The organism is Klebsiella sp. C360, from assembly GCF_048822415.1.
GTDB classification, from domain to species: Bacteria; Pseudomonadota; Gammaproteobacteria; order Enterobacterales; family Enterobacteriaceae; genus Klebsiella; species Klebsiella quasipneumoniae.
In genome coordinates this window covers 987,077-1,005,127 of record NZ_JBMEZZ010000001.1, presented here as the reverse complement: position 1 = coordinate 1,005,127, position 18,051 = coordinate 987,077, and the positions used below count along the sequence as shown (strand labels likewise).

Here is an 18,051-nt window from a genome sequence, read left to right as displayed (position 1 = left end):
GGAGAGAAAAAAGTGCAGCGAGCGCGTTGTTATCTGTTAGGAGAAACGGCTGTCGTGCTGGAGCTGGAGCCGCCGGTTACCCTTGAAAGCCAGCAACGGATCTGGGGATTAGCCCAGCGTCTGGCGAACCATGAAGAGGTGATTGACGCCATTCCCGGCATGAACAATATCACTGTGGTGCTCCGCCGCCCGCAGGAGGTGGCGTGGGAGGCGATAGACCGTCTGCAGCGCTGGTGGGAGGAGAGCCTCGCGATCGAGCCAGAGTCGCGCTCGCTGTCTGTTCCGGTCGTCTACGGCGGCGAGGCCGGACCGGACCTCGGGGTAGTGGCGCAGCACAGCGGCCTGAGTGAAAAACAGGTCGTGGAGCTGCACGCCTCGGTGGAATATCTGGTCTGGTTTATTGGTTTTCAGCCGGGATTTCCCTACCTGGGCGGGCTGCCTGCGGCGCTGGCGACACCGCGTCGCGCCGAACCGCGCGTGCTCGTCCCGGCCGGGTCGGTGGGTATCGGCGGCGCGCAAACCGGTATCTATCCGCTGGCGACGCCCGGCGGCTGGCAGCTGCTGGGGCGCACCGCGCTGACGCTGTTCGACCCGGCGCGGAAGGAGCCTGCGCTACTGCGCGTGGGCGATAAAATTCGCTTTGTGCCGCAAAAGGAGGGGGTATGTTGACCTTGATCCGCGCCGGCCTGTACACCTCGGTACAGGACGGTGGACGAGAAGGCCTGCGCCAGTCTGGCATCAGCCGCTGCGGCGCCCTGGATTATCCCTCGCTGGTGATTGCCAATCTGCTGGTTGGCAACGAGGCGAATGCCGCCGGGCTGGAGATTACCCTCGGCCAGGTGGAGATCGAATTTGCCCGCAGCGGCTGGTTTGCGCTGACCGGCGCCGCCTGCGAAGCGACGCTGGACGGTAAAGCGGTCTGGGTGGGCTGGCGCACCGCCTACCGAGCCGGACAGCGGCTGGTGCTGAAAACGCCGCAGCATGGCATCCGTAGCTATCTGGCGGTGGCGGGCGGGATTGCGGTCCCCGAGGTCCTTGGCTCGCGCTGCACGGATCTCAAGGCGGGGATTGGCGGTCTGGAAGGACGCCGCCTGCAGGATGGCGACAAGCTGAAGCTCGGGAAAGCCGCCCGCCGCTTCACCACCCCGCGCGGCGTCAAGCAGCTGCCGCTGGGCAACCGCATTCGTGCGCTGCCCGGGCCGGAGTACCATGAATTTGACGAGGCCTCGCAGGCGTCATTCTGGCGCGCCCCCTGGAAGCTCAGTCCGCAGAGTAACCGCATGGGGTACCGCCTGCAGGGGCAGCCGCTGAAACGCACCACCGATCGTGAAATGCTGTCGCACGGCCTGCTGCCGGGCGTGGTGCAGGTGCCGCACAACGGCCAGCCCATTGTGCTGATGAACGACGCGCAAACCACCGGCGGCTATCCGCGGATCGCCTGCATTATCGATGCCGATATGTACCAGCTGGCGCAGATCCCGCTGGGGCAGCCGATCCATTTCGTGGCCTGCTCGCTGGAGGAGGCGCTGAAGGCGCGGGCCGATCGCCAGCGTTATCTTGAACAACTGGCCTGGAGACTCCACGATGATGATTGATCTTAATGCCGATCTCGGGGAAGGCGGGGCGAACGATAGCGCGCTGCTCCAGCTGGTGTCATCGGCGAATATCGCCTGTGGTTTTCACGCCGGCGACGCCGGGCTGATGGTGCAGAGCGTGCGCGAGGCGCTGAAGTACGGCGTGGCGGTGGGCGCCCATCCGGGATATCCCGACCGGGAAAATTTTGGCCGCACGGCGATGGATCTGCCGCCGGAAACGGTCTATGCCCAGACGCTGTATCAAATTGGCGCTCTGGCGGCGATCGTTCAGGCGCAGGGCGGCGAGCTGCAGCACGTGAAGCCGCACGGCATGCTTTACAACCAGGCGGCCAAATCGCCGCCGCTGGCCGACGCGATCGCCCGCGCGGTCCGCGATGTTAACCCGCAACTGGTGCTGGTGGGTCTGGCGGGCAGCGAATTGATCCGAGCCGGTCAGCGCTATGGTCTGACGACGCGTCAGGAGGTGTTTGCCGATCGCGGTTATCTGGCCGACGGCAGCCTGGTGCCGCGCAGCCAGCCCGGGGCGCTGATTGACAGCGAAGAGCAGGCCTTGGCGCAAACCCTCGAGATGGTGCAACACCACCGGGTGCGCAGCGTCAGCGGCGAATGGGCGAACGTGGTGGCGCAGACGGTATGTCTGCACGGTGATGGTCCGCATGCCCTCGATTTTGCCCGCCGTTTGCGGGCGGCGTTCGCCGGGCGCCATATTCTGGTCAGCGCTCAGCCTGAGGCTGAGATATGACAATCGGCATGACCGCGAAGGAGAGGATGGTGGCGGGAGTATTACTCACCGGTTTCGAACCCTTTGACGGCGAGACGGTGAACCCTTCCTGGGAAGTGGTGCAGCAGCTTGACGGCACTATGATTGCTGGCCAGCCGGTGACCGCCCGGCAGCTTCCCTGCGTGTTTGGCGAGGCGCTGTCGGCGCTCGACGCGGCGATAGAGGACCTGCAGCCGAAGCTGGTTATCGCGGTGGGGCAGGCCGGCGGTCGGGTCGATATCAGCGTCGAACGTGTGGCGATCAACGTCGATGATGCGCGCATCCCCGATAACAAAGGCCAGCAACCCATCGACACGCCGATCGTCGACGGCGGGCCGGCGGCGTGGTTCAGCACCTTGCCGATCAAAGCGATCGTCAGCGCGCTGCGCGATCGCGGGATCCCGGCCTCGGTGTCGCAGACCGCCGGCACCTTCGTCTGCAACCACGTCATGTACGGCCTGTTGCACAGGCTGCAGGGTCAGGCTGAGGTGAGAGGCGGTTTTATCCATATTCCATGGCTCCCGGCGCAGGCGGCGGCCCATCCCGGCGAGCCGAGTATGGCGATCGCCACCGTGCGGGAGGCGCTGGAGACGGCCATTGCCGTGGCCCTGCGCCAGCCGGTGGACAGTAAACTGGGCGGCGGCGCCACCCACTGACAAAAGGATGACAGTATGCCGGAAGGTCCGGAGATCCGCCGCGCGGCGGATACACTGGAGGCGGCAATCAAAGACGAACCCTTAACCGACGTCTGGTTCGCCTTTCCCCGGTTGCAACCCTACCAAACCCCGCTGATTGGTCAGCGGGTTACCCATATCGACACCCGGGGGAAAGCCCTGCTGACCCGCTTCTCCGGCGGCCTGACCCTGTACAGCCATAATCAGCTGTACGGCGTCTGGCGCGTGGTTGACGCTGGCGAACAGCCCGCCTCTAACCGGGTGCTGCGCGTCAGGCTCCAGACCGCCAGCAAGGCGATTTTGCTCTACAGCGCGTCGGACATTGAGATGCTCACAGCGGAGCAGGTGGCCAACCATCCGTTCTTGCTGCGCATCGGTCCGGACGTACTGGATATGACGTTAACCGCGGAGCAGGTGAAAGCGCGGCTGCTGTCGGCCAAATTCCGCCATCGTCAGTTTTCCGGCCTGCTGTTGGATCAGGCTTTTCTTGCCGGGCTGGGAAACTATCTGCGGGTGGAAATCCTCTGGCAGGTGGGGCTGACCGGGCAGCATAAGGCCTCGGAGCTGAATGCAATACAACTGGATGCGCTGGCGCACGCGCTGCTCGATATCCCGCGGCTTTCTTATCGCACCCGCGGCCAGCCCGATGACAACAAGCACCACGGCGCGCTGTTCCGCTTTAAGGTGTTCCATCGCGATGGCGAACAGTGCGAGCGCTGCGGGGGCGTGATTGAGAAGACGATGCTCTCCTCGCGGCCGTTTTACTGGTGCCCGCGCTGCCAGCATTAAGCCGGCGGCCAGGCAGCGCCAGACCTCATCGTCAGGCATAAAAAAACGCGCCATCAGGCGCGTTTTTATCATCCGAACAGCGAGATTAACGCTTGATGTCGGACTGGAAATCGCGTTTTTCGTAGCCGGTATAGAGCTGACGCGGACGGGCGATTTTCATGCCATCGCTGTGCATTTCGTTCCAGTGCGCAATCCAGCCCACGGTACGCGCCATGGCGAAGATAACGGTAAACATGGAGGACGGAATACCCATCGCTTTCAGGATAATACCGGAGTAGAAGTCGACGTTCGGGTAGAGTTTCTTCTCGATGAAGTACGGGTCGTTCAGCGCGATATGCTCCAGCTCCATGGCCACCTGCAGCAGGTCGTCTTTGGTGCCCAGCTCTTTCAGCACTTCATGGCAGGTTTCACGCATCACGGTGGCGCGCGGGTCGTAGTTTTTGTACACACGATGGCCGAAGCCCATCAGGCGGAAAGAGTCATTCTTGTCTTTCGCACGACGAACAAATTCCGGAATGTGCTCAACGGAGCTGATCTCTTCCAGCATTTTCAGCGCCGCTTCGTTGGCGCCGCCGTGCGCCGGTCCCCACAGGGAGGCGATGCCGGCTGCGATACAGGCGAACGGGTTAGCGCCGGAAGAGCCCGCGGTACGTACCGTCGAGGTCGAGGCATTCTGTTCGTGATCGGCGTGCAGGATCAGAATACGGTCCATTGCGCGCTCCAGCACCGGATTGACTTCGTACTCTTCGCACGGCGTGGCGAACATCATGCGCAGGAAGTTGCCGGCGTAGGAGAGGTCATTGCGCGGATAAACAAACGGCTGGCCGATAGAATACTTGTAACACATGGCTGCCATGGTCGGCATTTTGGACAGCAGGCGATAGGCGGCAATTTCACGGTGACGCGGGTTATTCACGTCGAGGGAGTCGTGATAGAACGCCGCCAGGGCGCCGGTGATCCCGCACATAACGGCCATCGGGTGAGAATCGCGACGGAACGCATGGAACAGACGAGTAATCTGCTCATGGATCATGGTGTGGCGGGTGACGGTGGTTTTGAATTCGTCGTATTCGGCCTGGGTCGGTTTTTCACCGTTTAGCAGAATGTAACAAACTTCAAGATAGTTTGATTCGGTCGCTAACTGGTCGATCGGGAAGCCACGGTGCAGCAGGATCCCCTCGTCACCATCGATAAACGTAATTTTAGATTCACAGGAAGCGGTAGATGTGAAACCTGGGTCAAAAGTAAATACGCCTTTTGAACCAAGACTACGAATATCAATAACATCCTGACCGAGCGTGCCTTTTAGCACATCCAGTTCAATAGCAGTGTCACCACCCAGGGTGATTTTTGCTTTAGCATCAGACATTTATGGTCTCCTTAGCGCCTTTATTGCTTAAGACTGCCGGGTGGTGGATTTGCTTTCGGCCCGCGCCCGTATACGTTACCAGTTTGTTATGTTGCACACAGCTCTGCGTCAGCGAAAAGGGCAGGGTACAGAGCAACGGCGCTTGATGGCACGTTCTTCAGGGCTGCGGTGAAACAACAGCAAATCAGCGTTTTAGCAGTCCGAATATTAAAACCTGTATACCACTAATAACTGTCCTGATTACATCGGTCAATACTGACACACTGTTACATAACTTATTCTCAGGTGAAAGCATGACCTCATAACTTTTGAGCATTATTGCATTTAACTGGTAATGGTTGTAACAAGAATGTTTAATATTTGTCAAATCAGGTGATTAAAAATTAAAAAAATGTTGTTATCGTGACCTTGATCACTGTTCCGGAGAAAACCCAACAAACTATATGTAGGTTAATTGTAATGATTTTGTGAACGGCCTATACTGCGGCCAGGTCTCCGGAACACCCTGCAATCCCGAGCCACCCAGCGTTGTTTAGTGATGTTTTAATGCCTGAAAAGACGTTTTAACATGACTTCTGGTTATAGAAAGGACGCTGTCTGACCCGCAAGCAGACCGGAGGAAGGAAACAATAAGAACAGCATGTGGGCGTTATTCATGGTAAGAAATGTGAAAAAACAAAGACCTGTCAATCTGGATCTACAAACGATACGGTTCCCAATCACGGCGATAGCGTCCATTCTCCATCGCGTTTCCGGTGTCATCACCTTCGTGGCGGTCGGAATTCTGCTTTGGCTGCTGGGCACCAGCCTCTCCTCCCCTGAAGGTTTTCTGACGGCGGCCTCGATCATGGATAGCTTCTTTGTGAAGTTCATCATGTGGGGCATTCTCACCGCGCTGGCCTATCACGTCGTTGTTGGTATCCGCCATCTGATGATGGACTTTGGCTACCTGGACGAAACCCTCGAAGCAGGGAAACGTTCCGCCAAGATTTCTTTTGTTATTACTGTCGTGCTTTCACTTCTCGCAGGAGTCCTCGTATGGTAAGCAACGCCTCAGCACTGGGACGCAACGGCGTACATGACTTTATTCTGGTCCGTGCTACCGCCATCGTTCTGACCCTCTACATCATCTACATGGTTGGCTTCTTCGCGACCACCGGTGAAATCTCATGGGAAGTGTGGACCGGATTCTTTGCCTCCGGCTTCACTAAAGTCTTCACTCTGCTGGCTCTCGTTTCCATTCTTATCCATGCCTGGATCGGGATGTGGCAGGTGTTAACGGACTACGTTAAACCACTGGCTCTGCGCCTGGTTCTGCAACTGGCTATCGTTGTGGCGCTGGTGGCTTACGTTCTTTATGGATTTGTTGTGGTGTGGGGTGTGTAATGAAATTGCCAGTCAGAGAGTTTGATGCTGTTGTCATCGGTGCCGGCGGCGCAGGTATGCGCGCGGCGCTGCAAATTTCCCAGAGCGGACAGACCTGTGCGCTGCTCTCCAAAGTTTTCCCGACCCGTTCGCACACCGTATCCGCGCAGGGTGGTATCACCGTCGCGCTCGGTAACTCCCATGAAGATAACTGGGAATGGCATATGTACGACACTGTAAAAGGGTCGGACTATATCGGCGACCAGGACGCCATCGAATATATGTGTAAGACCGGCCCGGAAGCGATTCTCGAGCTGGAGCATATGGGCCTGCCGTTCTCCCGTCTTGACGACGGCCGTATTTATCAGCGCCCGTTCGGCGGCCAGTCGAAGAACTTCGGCGGCGAGCAGGCGGCGCGTACCGCGGCGGCGGCTGACCGTACCGGCCACGCCCTGCTGCACACCCTGTACCAGCAGAACCTCAAAAACCACACCACTATCTTCTCCGAATGGTATGCCCTCGATCTGGTGAAAAACCAGGACGGCGCGGTGGTGGGTTGTACCGCCCTGTGCATCGAGACCGGCGAAGTGGTCTACTTTAAAGCCCGCGCCACCGTGCTGGCGACCGGCGGCGCAGGCCGTATCTATCAGTCCACCACCAACGCCCACATCAACACCGGTGACGGCGTCGGGATGGCCATCCGCGCCGGCGTGCCGGTGCAGGATATGGAAATGTGGCAGTTCCACCCGACCGGTATCGCCGGGGCCGGGGTTCTGGTCACCGAAGGTTGCCGCGGCGAAGGCGGTTATCTGCTGAATAAACACGGCGAGCGCTTTATGGAGCGTTATGCGCCGAACGCGAAAGACCTGGCGGGTCGTGACGTGGTGGCGCGTTCCATCATGATCGAGATCCGCGAAGGCCGCGGCTGCGACGGTCCGTGGGGCCCGCACGCGAAACTGAAACTGGATCACCTGGGTAAAGAGGTTCTGGAATCTCGTCTGCCGGGTATCCTTGAGCTGTCCCGCACCTTTGCTCACGTCGATCCGGTGAAAGAGCCGATCCCGGTTATCCCAACCTGCCACTACATGATGGGCGGTATTCCGACCAAAGTGACCGGCCAGGCGCTGACCGTCAATGAGAAGGGCGAAGACGTGGTGATCCCGGGTCTGTTCGCGGTGGGCGAAATCGCCTGCGTATCGGTCCACGGCGCCAACCGTCTGGGCGGCAACTCGCTGCTCGACCTGGTGGTCTTCGGCCGCGCGGCGGGTCTACATCTGCAGGAGTCTATCGCCGAGCAGGGCACGCTGCGCGACGCCAGCGAATCCGATATCGAAGGCTCGCTGGACCGCCTCAACCGCTGGAACAACACCCGTTCCGGTGAAGATCCGGTGGCGATCCGCAAAGCGCTGCAGGAATGTATGCAGCATAACTTCTCGGTGTTCCGCGAAGGCGATGCGATGCACAAAGGTCTGGAACAGCTGAAAGTGATCCGCGAGCGCCTGAAAAACGCCCGTCTCGACGATACCTCCAGCGAGTTCAACACCCAGCGCGTTGAGTGCCTGGAGCTGGATAACCTGATGGAAACCGCGTACGCGACCGCCGTATCCGCTAACTTCCGTACCGAGAGCCGTGGCGCTCACAGCCGCTTCGACTTCCCGGATCGTGATGATGAAAACTGGCTGTGCCATTCCCTGTATCTGCCAGAGTCGGAATCCATGACGCGTCGTAGCGTCAACATGGAACCGAAACTGCGTCCGGCATTCCCGCCGAAGATTCGTACTTATTAATGCGGAGACAGGAAAATGAAACTCGAGTTTTCAATTTATCGCTATAACCCGGATGTTGACGACGCTCCGCACATGCAGGATTACACTCTCGACGCGGAAGAAGGTCGTGACATGATGCTGCTGGATGCGCTGATCCAGCTGAAAGAAAAAGATCCGTCGCTGTCGTTCCGCCGCTCCTGCCGTGAAGGGGTCTGCGGTTCCGATGGCCTGAACATGAACGGGAAAAACGGTCTGGCGTGCATCACGCCGATCTCCGCGCTGAATCAGCCGGGCAAGAAGATTGTTATCCGCCCGCTGCCAGGTTTACCGGTTATCCGTGATTTGGTGGTGGACATGGGGCAATTCTATGCACAATATGAGAAGATTAAGCCTTACTTGTTGAATAATGGGAAAAATCCTCCGGCTCGCGAGCATCTGCAGATGCCTGAGCAGCGTGAGAAGCTCGATGGCCTGTACGAGTGTATTCTGTGCGCATGTTGTTCGACCTCGTGCCCGTCGTTCTGGTGGAACCCGGACAAGTTCATCGGCCCGGCCGGCCTGCTGGCCGCGTATCGCTTCCTGATCGACAGTCGCGATACCGAAACCAGCGAGCGTCTGGACGGCCTGAGCGATGCTTTCAGCGTATTCCGCTGTCACAGCATTATGAACTGCGTCAGTGTGTGTCCTAAGGGGCTGAACCCGACGCGCGCCATCGGCCATATTAAGTCGATGCTGCTGCAGCGCAGCGCGTAAGTTGTTTTAGTTGCCGGATGGCGACGTAAACGTCTTATCCGGCCTACAGGAGCATATTTTGTAGGCCTGATAAGCGAAGCGCCATCAGGCAATAGATATAGCAGGAAATCTTTAAAAACCGCCAAATATGTACCAGTAATCAAGGCGTTCAGAGCGAGGTAAGGCGGCAAATGAACGCATCCCCGGGAGCATAGTGAACTATGTGACCGGGGAAAGTGAAGGCAGCTAACGCAACCGCAGCCTGAACGCCGAAGATTAATGGCAGTTTTTAAAGGTTCCTTAGCGGATAGAAACCACAACTCGTCCGCAACAAGTGAACCCCGGCACGTGCACTCGGTGTGCGTGGTAGTTTCTACGGCGAAATAAGCATATGAATGCTTAAGGGATCACGATGCAGAACGGCGCAATGAAAGCCTGGCTGGACTCTTCTTACCTCTCTGGTTCGAACCAGAGCTGGATAGAACAGCTCTATGAAGACTTCTTAACCGATCCTGACTCTGTTGACGCCAACTGGCGTTCAATGTTCCAGCAGTTACCTGGCACCGGAGTTAAACCGGATCAATTTCATTCCAAAACGCGTGATTATTTCCGTCGACTGGCGAAGGATGCCTCACGTTACACTTCTTCGATTTCCGACCCAGACACCAATGTGAAGCAGGTTAAAGTCCTGCAGCTCATCAACGCATACCGTTTCCGTGGCCACCAGCATGCGAATCTCGATCCGCTGGGGCTGTGGAAGCAAGAGAGAGTGGCGGATCTCGATCCGGCCTACCACGATCTGACCGAGGCCGATTTCCAGGAAAGCTATAACGTAGGTTCATTTGCCATCGGTAAAGACACGATGAAGCTGGGCGAGCTGATTGCCGCCCTTAAGCAAACCTACTGCGGCTCCATCGGCGCGGAATACATGCATATCACCTCTACCGAAGAAAAACGCTGGATCCAGCAGCGCATTGAATCGGTAGCCGGCAAAGCGAGCTTTACCGCGGAAGAGAAAAAGCGTTTCCTCGGCGAACTGACTGCCGCGGAAGGGCTGGAGCGCTACCTCGGCGCCAAATTCCCGGGGGCGAAGCGCTTCTCGCTGGAGGGTGGCGACGCCCTGATCCCCATGCTCAAAGAGATGATCCGCCATGCGGGTAAGAGCGGCACCCGTGAAGTGGTGCTGGGCATGGCGCACCGTGGCCGTCTCAACGTGCTGGTCAACGTGCTGGGTAAAAAACCGCAGGACCTGTTCGACGAGTTTGCCGGCAAACATAAAGAACACCTCGGTACCGGCGATGTGAAGTACCACATGGGCTTCTCTTCCGATATAGAAACCGAAGGCGGTCTGGTGCACCTGGCGCTGGCGTTTAACCCGTCGCACCTCGAGATCGTCAGCCCGGTGGTGATCGGTTCCGTACGCGCCCGTCTGGATCGTCTGGACGAGCCGAGCAGCAACAAGGTTCTGCCGATCACTATCCACGGCGACGCCGCGGTGACCGGCCAGGGCGTGGTTCAGGAAACCCTGAACATGTCCAAAGCCCGCGGTTACGAAGTGGGCGGGACCGTGCGCATCGTTATCAACAACCAGGTGGGCTTCACGACCTCTAACCCGCTGGATGCGCGTTCGACCCCGTACTGCACCGACATCGGTAAAATGGTGCAGGCGCCGATTTTCCACGTCAACGCCGACGACCCGGAAGCGGTCGCTTTCGTCACCCGTCTGGCGCTGGATTTCCGCAATACCTTCAAACGCGATGTCTTCATCGACCTGGTGTGCTACCGCCGTCACGGCCATAACGAAGCCGATGAGCCGAGCGCAACCCAGCCGCTGATGTATCAGAAGATCAAAAAGCACCCGACTCCGCGCAAAATCTATGCTGACAAGCTGGAGCAGGACAAGGTCGCGACCCTGGAAGATGCTACCGAGCAGGTTAACCTCTACCGCGATGCGCTGGATGCCGGCGAATGCGTGGTGAAGGAATGGCGTCCGATGAACATGCACTCCTTTACCTGGTCGCCGTACCTCAACCATGAGTGGGACGAGAGCTATCCGGATAAAGTGGAGCCGAAGCGTCTGCAGGAGCTGGCCAAACGCATCAGCACGGTGCCGGAAGGTATCGAAATGCAGTCCCGCGTGGCGAAAATTTACGCCGACCGCCAGGCGATGGCGGCAGGTGAGAAGCTGTTCGATTGGGGCGGCGCTGAAAACCTGGCCTACGCCACGCTGGTTGACGAAGGTATTCCGGTGCGTCTGTCCGGGGAAGACTCCGGTCGCGGCACCTTCTTCCACCGTCATGCGGTGATCCATAACCAGACCAATGGTTCAACCTACACCCCGCTGCAGCATGTCCATAACGGTCAGGGCCAGTTCCGCGTTTGGGACTCCGTGCTGTCTGAAGAAGCGGTGCTGGCGTTTGAATATGGTTACGCCACTGCAGAGCCGCGCACCCTGACCATCTGGGAAGCGCAGTTTGGCGACTTCGCCAACGGCGCGCAGGTGGTGATCGACCAGTTCATCTCCTCCGGTGAGCAGAAGTGGGGCCGGATGTGCGGCCTGGTGATGCTCCTGCCGCACGGCTACGAAGGCCAGGGCCCGGAGCACTCCTCCGCCCGTCTGGAGCGTTATCTGCAGCTGTGCGCTGAGCAGAATATGCAGGTATGCGTGCCGTCCACGCCGGCGCAGGTGTACCACATGCTGCGTCGTCAGGCGCTGCGCGGTATGCGTCGTCCGCTGGTGGTGATGTCGCCGAAGTCGCTGCTGCGTCATCCGCTGGCGGTCTCCAGCATGGATGAGCTGGCGAACGGCACTTTCCTGCCGGCCATCGGTGAAATCGATCAACTTGATCCGCAGGCTGTGAAGCGCGTGGTGCTGTGCTCTGGTAAGGTTTACTACGACCTGCTGGAACAGCGCCGTAAAAACGAGCAAAAAGATGTCGCTATCGTTCGTATCGAGCAGCTCTATCCGTTCCCGCATCAGGCGGTGCAGGATGCGCTGAAAGCGTATGCGCACGTACATGATTTTGTCTGGTGCCAGGAAGAGCCGCTCAACCAGGGCGCATGGTACTGCAGCCAGCATCACTTCCGTGAAGTGATTCCGTTTGGGGCCTCTCTGCGTTATGCAGGCCGCCCGGCCTCCGCCTCTCCGGCGGTAGGGTATATGTCCGTTCACCAGAAACAGCAACAAGATCTGGTCAATGACGCGCTGAACGTCGATTAATTAAAGGATACACAATGAGTAGCGTAGATATTCTGGTTCCCGACCTGCCTGAGTCCGTAGCTGACGCAACCGTCGCCACCTGGCACAAAAAACCGGGCGACGCGGTCGTCCGTGACGAAGTCCTGGTCGAAATCGAAACTGACAAAGTGGTACTGGAAGTACCGGCATCAGCGGACGGCATTCTGGATGCAGTGCTGGAAGACGAGGGCGCTACCGTCCTGTCTCGCCAGATCCTTGGCCGCCTGCGCGAAGGTAACAGCGCAGGTAAAGAAAGCAGCGAAAAAGCCGATGCGAAAGCGTCCACGCCGGCGCAGCGTCAGCAGGCCTCTCTGGAAGAGCAGAACAACGATGCGCTGAGCCCGGCGATCCGTCGTCTGCTGGCTGAACACAACCTCGACGCGGCGGCCATCAAAGGCACCGGCGTCGGCGGCCGCCTGACCCGCGAAGATGTCGAGAAACATCTGGCGAAAGCCCCGGCGGCGGCAGAAGCCAAAGCGCCAGCCGCTGCCCCGGCAGCCGCGCCGGCGCCGCAGCTGGGCCACCGCTCTGAAAAACGCGTCCCGATGACCCGCCTGCGTAAACGTGTGGCCGAGCGTCTGCTGGAAGCGAAAAACTCCACCGCCATGCTGACCACATTCAACGAAGTCAACATGAAGCCAATCATGGATCTGCGTAAGCAGTACGGCGACGCGTTCGAAAAACGTCACGGCATCCGTCTGGGCTTTATGTCCTTCTACGTGAAAGCGGTCGTGGAAGCGCTGAAACGCTATCCGGAAGTGAACGCCTCTATCGATGGCGACGACGTGGTGTACCACAACTACTTCGATGTCAGCATGGCCGTATCCACACCACGCGGCCTGGTCACCCCGGTTCTGCGTGACGTTGACCTGCTGGGCATGGCGGATATCGAAAAGAATATTAAAGAGTTGGCGGTGAAAGGCCGTGACGGCAAGCTGACCGTAGACGACCTGACCGGCGGTAACTTCACCATTACCAACGGCGGCGTGTTCGGCTCCCTGATGTCCACGCCGATCATCAACCCACCGCAGAGCGCCATCCTGGGTATGCATGCCATTAAAGACCGTCCGATGGCGGTGAATGGCAAGGTAGAGATCCTGCCGATGATGTACCTGGCGCTCTCCTACGACCACCGTCTGATCGACGGACGTGAATCGGTAGGCTTCCTGGTGGCGATTAAAGAGCTGCTGGAAGATCCGACCCGTCTGCTGCTGGACGTGTAGTCAGCAAGCGTATTACCTACCGTAGGCCGGATAACACGCGTTAACGCTGTTATCAGGCCTACAGGTTTAAAGATAATTACACCCTGAAGGATGGACTGAACACATGAACTTACATGAATATCAGGCAAAACAACTTTTTGCCCGCTATGGCTTACCGGCGCCGGTGGGTTATGCCTGTACTACTCCGCGTGAAGCAGAAGAAGCCGCTTCAAAAATCGGCGCGGGTCCGTGGGTAGTGAAATGTCAGGTTCACGCTGGTGGCCGCGGCAAAGCGGGCGGTGTGAAAGTGGTGAAGAGCAAAGAAGAGATCCGCGCATTTGCCGAGCACTGGCTGGGCAAACGTCTGGTGACCTATCAAACAGATGCGAACGGCCAGCCGGTTAACCAGATCCTGGTTGAAGCGGCGACCGATATTGACAAAGAGCTGTACCTGGGCGCGGTCGTTGACCGTAGCTCCCGTCGCGTAGTGTTCATGGCCTCTACCGAAGGCGGCGTGGAAATCGAAAAAGTGGCGGAAGAGACCCCGCACCTGATCCACAAGATCGCCATCGATCCGCTGGCGGGCCCGATGCCTTATCAAGGTCGTGAACTGGCGTTCAAACTGGGTCTGGAAGGTAAACAGGTTCAGCAGTTCACCAAGATCTTCATGGGTCTGGCGACCATTTTCCTGGAGCGCGACCTGGCGCTGATCGAAATCAACCCGCTGGTTATCACTAAGCAGGGCGACCTGATCTGCCTCGACGGCAAACTGGGCGCTGACGGCAACGCGCTGTTCCGCCAGCCGGATCTGCGCGAAATGCGCGACCAGTCGCAGGAAGATCCGCGTGAAGCGCAGGCGGCGCAGTGGGAACTGAACTACGTCGCGCTGGACGGCAACATCGGCTGCATGGTTAACGGCGCAGGCCTGGCGATGGGTACCATGGACATCGTTAAACTGCACGGCGGCGAACCGGCTAACTTCCTCGACGTGGGCGGCGGTGCGACCAAAGAGCGCGTCACCGAAGCGTTCAAAATCATCCTCTCTGATGACAATGTGAAAGCGGTGCTGGTGAACATCTTCGGCGGTATCGTGCGTTGCGACCTGATCGCTGATGGCATCATCGGTGCGGTAGCGGAAGTTGGGGTTAACGTTCCGGTCGTGGTTCGTCTGGAAGGTAACAACGCCGAACTGGGCGCGAAAAAACTGGCTGACAGCGGCCTGAATATTATTGCAGCGAAAAGTCTGACGGACGCAGCACAGCAGGTTGTTGCCGCAGTGGAGGGGAAATAATGTCAGTTTTAATTAATAAAGATACCAAGGTTATCTGCCAGGGCTTCACCGGTAGCCAGGGGACCTTCCACTCTGAACAAGCGATCGCTTACGGTACGCAAATGGTTGGCGGCGTGACGCCAGGCAAAGGCGGCACCACTCACCTGGGCCTGCCGGTGTTCAACACCGTGCGCGAAGCCGTTGAAGCGACCGGCGCCACCGCGACCGTGATCTACGTTCCGGCGCCGTTCTGCAAAGATTCCATTCTGGAAGCGATTGACGCGGGCATTAAGCTGATTATCACCATCACCGAAGGTATCCCGACGCTGGATATGCTGACCGTGAAAGTGAAACTGGACGAAGCGGGCGTGCGTATGATCGGCCCGAACTGCCCAGGCGTGATCACGCCGGGCGAATGCAAAATCGGCATCATGCCGGGTCACATTCACAAGCCGGGTAAAGTGGGCATCGTTTCCCGTTCCGGTACCCTGACCTATGAAGCAGTTAAGCAGACCACCGACTACGGCTTCGGTCAGTCTACCTGCGTCGGTATCGGCGGCGACCCGATCCCGGGCTCTAACTTCATCGATATCCTGAAGCTGTTCCAGGAAGACCCGCAGACCGAAGCGATTGTGATGATCGGTGAGATCGGCGGTAGCGCGGAAGAAGAAGCGGCTGCCTACATCAAAGAGCACGTGACCAAGCCGGTTGTCGGTTACATCGCGGGCGTGACCGCGCCGAAGGGCAAGCGTATGGGCCATGCTGGCGCCATCATCGCTGGCGGTAAAGGTACTGCCGATGAGAAATTCGCAGCCCTGGAAGCAGCCGGTGTGAAAACCGTTCGCAGCCTGGCCGATATCGGCGAAGCGCTGAAAGCTATCATCAAGTAAACCCTCTCTGCTTATCCGCAAGCAGAAATCTGTCCGATTTCGACATGGTTGGCCACCGTCAGGTGGCCTTTTTTTTGGCCGTTGTCCGCTTCTTCCGAAAGCCGCTGCGTCAGCAAACCCTGCGTTTGGCAAAAACCTTATCTATCATATTGATTTTATGAATTATTTCATAAATATTATCGACGCGCGGTTGTCGGAAATGAAAATTTGCCCTGGTCGTACCGCAGGGTAACGAAACAGACAGTAAAAAAAAGAGTGGGGGAGGGGATAAGAAAGCAGGAAAAAATACTGTGAGCGGTCTAGCATTAATCGGATCGGCTCTTTTTTTTATTTTTTTCCTGTGGCGTTAAATAATATTACCTATGATTCTCATCTTTCCCTTTTTAGTAACCAATCAAGGCATACTTTAAACACGGCATTAACATTGAGTTTACCAATATTCTTTATTGAGCTACATAATTAACACGTAGAGTAAAAATTGATTTATATCAATACTTAATGCTTGGAAAAATCCTTCAAAAAACGTTAAATTGTCTCAAGTCAAATTGGCCTAAACCGGCCATCTTCGCTATATATTGATCACCGTCGAAAAATGTAAAACTGGAACAATAAAAACATATTTATTGTAAGGTTATTGCGGCGTAATATATTGGGGAATCAATTGGGTTTTTCGTTAACGTATTTGTAACCTTGTCCTGGCGTGGTTTCACTTTCGGTTGAAACCCGCTCCGGGCGGGCGACAAATAAAAATTTGTATTGGGGCATGCGTATGAGCCAGAGCTTCTCGGTTCATTTTCGGAGTCTTCATGCGATGAGCAAGGAGTCATGATGTTAGATATAGTCGAACTGTCGCGCTTACAGTTTGCCTTGACCGCGATGTACCACTTCCTGTTTGTGCCACTGACGCTCGGTATGGCGTTCCTGCTGGCCATCATGGAAACGGTCTACGTCCTTTCCGGCAAACAGATTTATAAAGATATGACCAAATTCTGGGGCAAGTTGTTTGGTATCAACTTCGCGCTGGGTGTGGCGACCGGTCTGACCATGGAGTTCCAGTTCGGGACTAACTGGTCGTATTACTCACACTACGTGGGCGATATCTTCGGCGCGCCGCTGGCCATTGAAGGTCTGATGGCCTTCTTCCTCGAATCCACCTTTGTAGGTCTGTTCTTCTTCGGTTGGGATCGTCTGGGTAAAGTTCAGCATATGGCCGTCACCTGGCTGGTCGCTCTGGGCTCCAACCTCTCCGCGCTGTGGATCCTCGTCGCTAACGGCTGGATGCAGAACCCTATCGCATCGGACTTCAACTTTGAAACCATGCGTATGGAGATGGTCAGCTTCTCCGAACTGGTGCTCAACCCGGTTGCTCAGGTGAAATTCGTTCACACTGTGGCGTCTGGCTATGTCACCGGTGCGATGTTTATCCTGGCTATCAGCTCCTGGTACATGCTGAAAGGCCGTGACTTTGCCTTTGCTAAGCGCTCCTTCGCCATCGCAGCCAGCTTCGGTATGGCGGCGATCCTCTCCGTTATTGTGCTGGGTGACGAATCCGGTTACGAAATGGGTGACGTGCAGAAAACCAAACTGGCGGCTATCGAAGCAGAGTGGGAAACCCAGCCTGCGCCGGCGGCCTTTACCCTGTTTGGTATTCCCGATCAGAATGCGCAAACTAACCACTTCGCTATCCAGATCCCCTACGCGCTGGGCATCATTGCCACCCGCTCGGTGGATAAGCCGGTTATCGGTCTGAAGGATCTGATGGTTCAGCACGAAGAGCGTATCCGTAACGGCATGAAAGCCTACGCGCTGCTGGAGCAACTGCGCGCCGGTTCCACCGACCAGGCCGTTCGCGACCAGTTCAATAACGTGAAGAAAGATCTCGGCTATGGTCTGCTGCTGAAACGTTATACCCCGAACGTCGCTGACGCCACGGAAGAGCAGATCGCCAAAGCCACCAAAGACTCTATACCAAGCGTCGCACCGCTGTACTTCGCCTTCCGTATCATGGTGGCGTGCGGCATCCTGATGCTGTTGATTATCGGCGCCTCCTTCTGGAGCGTGATTCGTAACCGTATCGGCGAGAAAAAATGGCTGCTGCGCGCCGCGTTCTATGGCCTGCCGCTGCCGTGGATTGCCGTGGAGTCGGGCTGGTTTGTTGCCGAATACGGCCGTCAGCCGTGGGCGATTGGTGAAGTCCTGCCGACGGCGGTGGCCAACTCGTCGCTGACCGCGGGCGATCTGATCTTCTCTATGTTGCTGATCTGCGGTCTGTACACGCTGTTCCTGGTGGCTGAACTGTTCCTGATGTTCAAGTTTGCCCGCAAAGGACCTAGCAGCCTGAAAACCGGCCGCTATCACTTTGAACAGTCCTCTGCGGCTATTCAGTCGGCACGCTAAGACA

At 57.4% G+C, this 18,051-nt stretch carries 16 protein-coding genes; 14 read left to right on the top strand and 2 right to left on the bottom strand.

Annotated features, from left to right (window positions below):
* Window positions 1-12 precede the first annotated feature (12 nt).
* Genes pxpB through nei form a run of 5 tightly spaced genes read left to right on the top strand, consistent with a single transcriptional unit; the run spans window position 13 to window position 3,818 of the window.
* On the top strand, window positions 13-669 hold the full coding sequence (gene pxpB / locus ACOI7D_RS05045; RefSeq protein WP_044521671.1) for a 5-oxoprolinase subunit PxpB: 657 nt from the start codon (window positions 13-15) through the stop codon (window positions 667-669).
* Window positions 663-1,595 carry a 5-oxoprolinase subunit PxpC gene (gene pxpC, locus ACOI7D_RS05040; protein ID WP_023288869.1) on the top strand — a complete coding sequence of 311 codons (933 nt, stop codon included), beginning with the start codon at window positions 663-665 and terminating at the stop codon, window positions 1,593-1,595. The genes pxpB and pxpC overlap by 7 nt, the downstream gene beginning before the upstream one ends.
* Window positions 1,585-2,337: a 5-oxoprolinase subunit PxpA gene (gene pxpA / locus ACOI7D_RS05035; protein WP_044521673.1), complete on the top strand. Its 753-nt coding sequence runs from the start codon at window positions 1,585-1,587 to the stop codon at window positions 2,335-2,337. The genes pxpC and pxpA overlap by 11 nt, the downstream gene beginning before the upstream one ends.
* Window positions 2,338-2,366: 29 nt before the next feature.
* Window positions 2,367-3,011 carry a pyroglutamyl-peptidase I gene (pcp, locus tag ACOI7D_RS05030; RefSeq protein WP_048334976.1) on the top strand — a complete coding sequence of 215 codons (645 nt, stop codon included), beginning with the start codon at window positions 2,367-2,369 and terminating at the stop codon, window positions 3,009-3,011.
* A gap of 15 nt (window positions 3,012-3,026) precedes the next feature.
* Window positions 3,027-3,818, top strand: coding sequence for an endonuclease VIII (nei, locus tag ACOI7D_RS05025; protein ID WP_032455160.1), 792 nt, complete (start codon window positions 3,027-3,029; stop codon window positions 3,816-3,818).
* An 85-nt stretch (window positions 3,819-3,903) separates the two neighbouring features.
* Here nei and gltA read toward each other — a convergent pair whose 3' ends face one another.
* Both gltA and ACOI7D_RS05015 read right to left on the bottom strand, forming a co-directional pair.
* Window positions 3,904-5,187, bottom strand: a complete 1,284-nt coding sequence (gene gltA / locus ACOI7D_RS05020; RefSeq protein WP_023288873.1) for a citrate synthase — start codon at window positions 5,185-5,187, stop codon at window positions 3,904-3,906.
* A 184-nt stretch (window positions 5,188-5,371) separates the two neighbouring features.
* Entirely contained in the window at window positions 5,372-5,503 is a 132-nt protein-coding gene (locus ACOI7D_RS05015; protein WP_418272143.1) for a hypothetical protein, read from the bottom strand.
* Window positions 5,504-5,827: 324 nt separating this feature from the next.
* Here ACOI7D_RS05015 and sdhC point away from each other — a divergent pair, with 324 nt between their 5' ends.
* The 9 genes from sdhC (at window position 5,828) to cydA (ending at window position 18,047) form a co-directional block, all read left to right on the top strand.
* On the top strand, window positions 5,828-6,232 hold the full coding sequence (sdhC, locus tag ACOI7D_RS05010; RefSeq protein WP_004142216.1) for a succinate dehydrogenase cytochrome b556 subunit: 405 nt from the start codon (window positions 5,828-5,830) through the stop codon (window positions 6,230-6,232).
* Entirely contained in the window at window positions 6,226-6,573 is a 348-nt protein-coding gene (gene sdhD / locus ACOI7D_RS05005) for a succinate dehydrogenase membrane anchor subunit (protein ID WP_002894949.1), read from the top strand. Before sdhC ends, sdhD begins: the two co-directional genes overlap by 7 nt.
* On the top strand, window positions 6,573-8,339 hold the full coding sequence (gene sdhA / locus ACOI7D_RS05000) for a succinate dehydrogenase flavoprotein subunit (protein ID WP_004179067.1): 1,767 nt from the start codon (window positions 6,573-6,575) through the stop codon (window positions 8,337-8,339). The genes sdhD and sdhA overlap by 1 nt, the downstream gene beginning before the upstream one ends.
* Before the next feature lie 15 nt (window positions 8,340-8,354).
* Window positions 8,355-9,071, top strand: a complete 717-nt coding sequence (gene sdhB / locus ACOI7D_RS04995; protein ID WP_109546528.1) for a succinate dehydrogenase iron-sulfur subunit SdhB — start codon at window positions 8,355-8,357, stop codon at window positions 9,069-9,071.
* Window positions 9,072-9,462: 391 nt separating this feature from the next.
* Window positions 9,463-12,270: a 2-oxoglutarate dehydrogenase E1 component gene (gene sucA / locus ACOI7D_RS04990; protein ID WP_023288875.1), complete on the top strand. Its 2,808-nt coding sequence runs from the start codon at window positions 9,463-9,465 to the stop codon at window positions 12,268-12,270.
* Between the two features lie 14 nt (window positions 12,271-12,284).
* Entirely contained in the window at window positions 12,285-13,511 is a 1,227-nt protein-coding gene (odhB, locus tag ACOI7D_RS04985; RefSeq protein WP_023288876.1) for a 2-oxoglutarate dehydrogenase complex dihydrolipoyllysine-residue succinyltransferase, read from the top strand.
* Between the two features lie 103 nt (window positions 13,512-13,614).
* Entirely contained in the window at window positions 13,615-14,781 is a 1,167-nt protein-coding gene (sucC, locus tag ACOI7D_RS04980) for an ADP-forming succinate--CoA ligase subunit beta (protein WP_002895039.1), read from the top strand.
* Entirely contained in the window at window positions 14,781-15,650 is an 870-nt protein-coding gene (gene sucD, locus ACOI7D_RS04975; RefSeq protein WP_004885990.1) for a succinate--CoA ligase subunit alpha, read from the top strand. Before sucC ends, sucD begins: the two co-directional genes overlap by 1 nt.
* 828 nt (window positions 15,651-16,478) lie before the next feature.
* The gene (cydA, locus tag ACOI7D_RS04970; RefSeq protein WP_002895047.1) at window positions 16,479-18,047 is read left to right on the top strand and encodes a cytochrome ubiquinol oxidase subunit I; all 1,569 of its coding nucleotides are present in this window, start codon (window positions 16,479-16,481) and stop codon (window positions 18,045-18,047) included.
* Window positions 18,048-18,051 lie beyond the last annotated feature (4 nt).

What these genes read in the sequence shown, in the direction of transcription:
- pxpC (WP_023288869.1), top strand. Translation starts at nt 663, where the DNA reads ATGTTGACCTTGATCCGCGCCGGCCTGTACACCTCGGTACAGGACGGT.
- pxpA (WP_044521673.1), top strand. Translation starts at nt 1,585, where the DNA reads ATGATGATTGATCTTAATGCCGATCTCGGGGAAGGCGGGGCGAACGAT.
- nei (WP_032455160.1), top strand. Translation starts at nt 3,027, where the DNA reads ATGCCGGAAGGTCCGGAGATCCGCCGCGCGGCGGATACACTGGAGGCG.
- gltA (WP_023288873.1), bottom strand. Translation starts at nt 5,187, where the DNA reads ATGTCTGATGCTAAAGCAAAAATCACCCTGGGTGGTGACACTGCTATT.
- ACOI7D_RS05015 (WP_418272143.1), bottom strand. Translation starts at nt 5,503, where the DNA reads ATGCTCAAAAGTTATGAGGTCATGCTTTCACCTGAGAATAAGTTATGT.
- sdhC (WP_004142216.1), top strand. Translation starts at nt 5,828, where the DNA reads ATGTGGGCGTTATTCATGGTAAGAAATGTGAAAAAACAAAGACCTGTC.
- sdhD (WP_002894949.1), top strand. Translation starts at nt 6,226, where the DNA reads ATGGTAAGCAACGCCTCAGCACTGGGACGCAACGGCGTACATGACTTT.
- sdhA (WP_004179067.1), top strand. Translation starts at nt 6,573, where the DNA reads ATGAAATTGCCAGTCAGAGAGTTTGATGCTGTTGTCATCGGTGCCGGC.
- sdhB (WP_109546528.1), top strand. Translation starts at nt 8,355, where the DNA reads ATGAAACTCGAGTTTTCAATTTATCGCTATAACCCGGATGTTGACGAC.
- sucA (WP_023288875.1), top strand. Translation starts at nt 9,463, where the DNA reads ATGCAGAACGGCGCAATGAAAGCCTGGCTGGACTCTTCTTACCTCTCT.
- odhB (WP_023288876.1), top strand. Translation starts at nt 12,285, where the DNA reads ATGAGTAGCGTAGATATTCTGGTTCCCGACCTGCCTGAGTCCGTAGCT.
- sucC (WP_002895039.1), top strand. Translation starts at nt 13,615, where the DNA reads ATGAACTTACATGAATATCAGGCAAAACAACTTTTTGCCCGCTATGGC.
- sucD (WP_004885990.1), top strand. Translation starts at nt 14,781, where the DNA reads ATGTCAGTTTTAATTAATAAAGATACCAAGGTTATCTGCCAGGGCTTC.
- cydA (WP_002895047.1), top strand. Translation starts at nt 16,479, where the DNA reads ATGTTAGATATAGTCGAACTGTCGCGCTTACAGTTTGCCTTGACCGCG.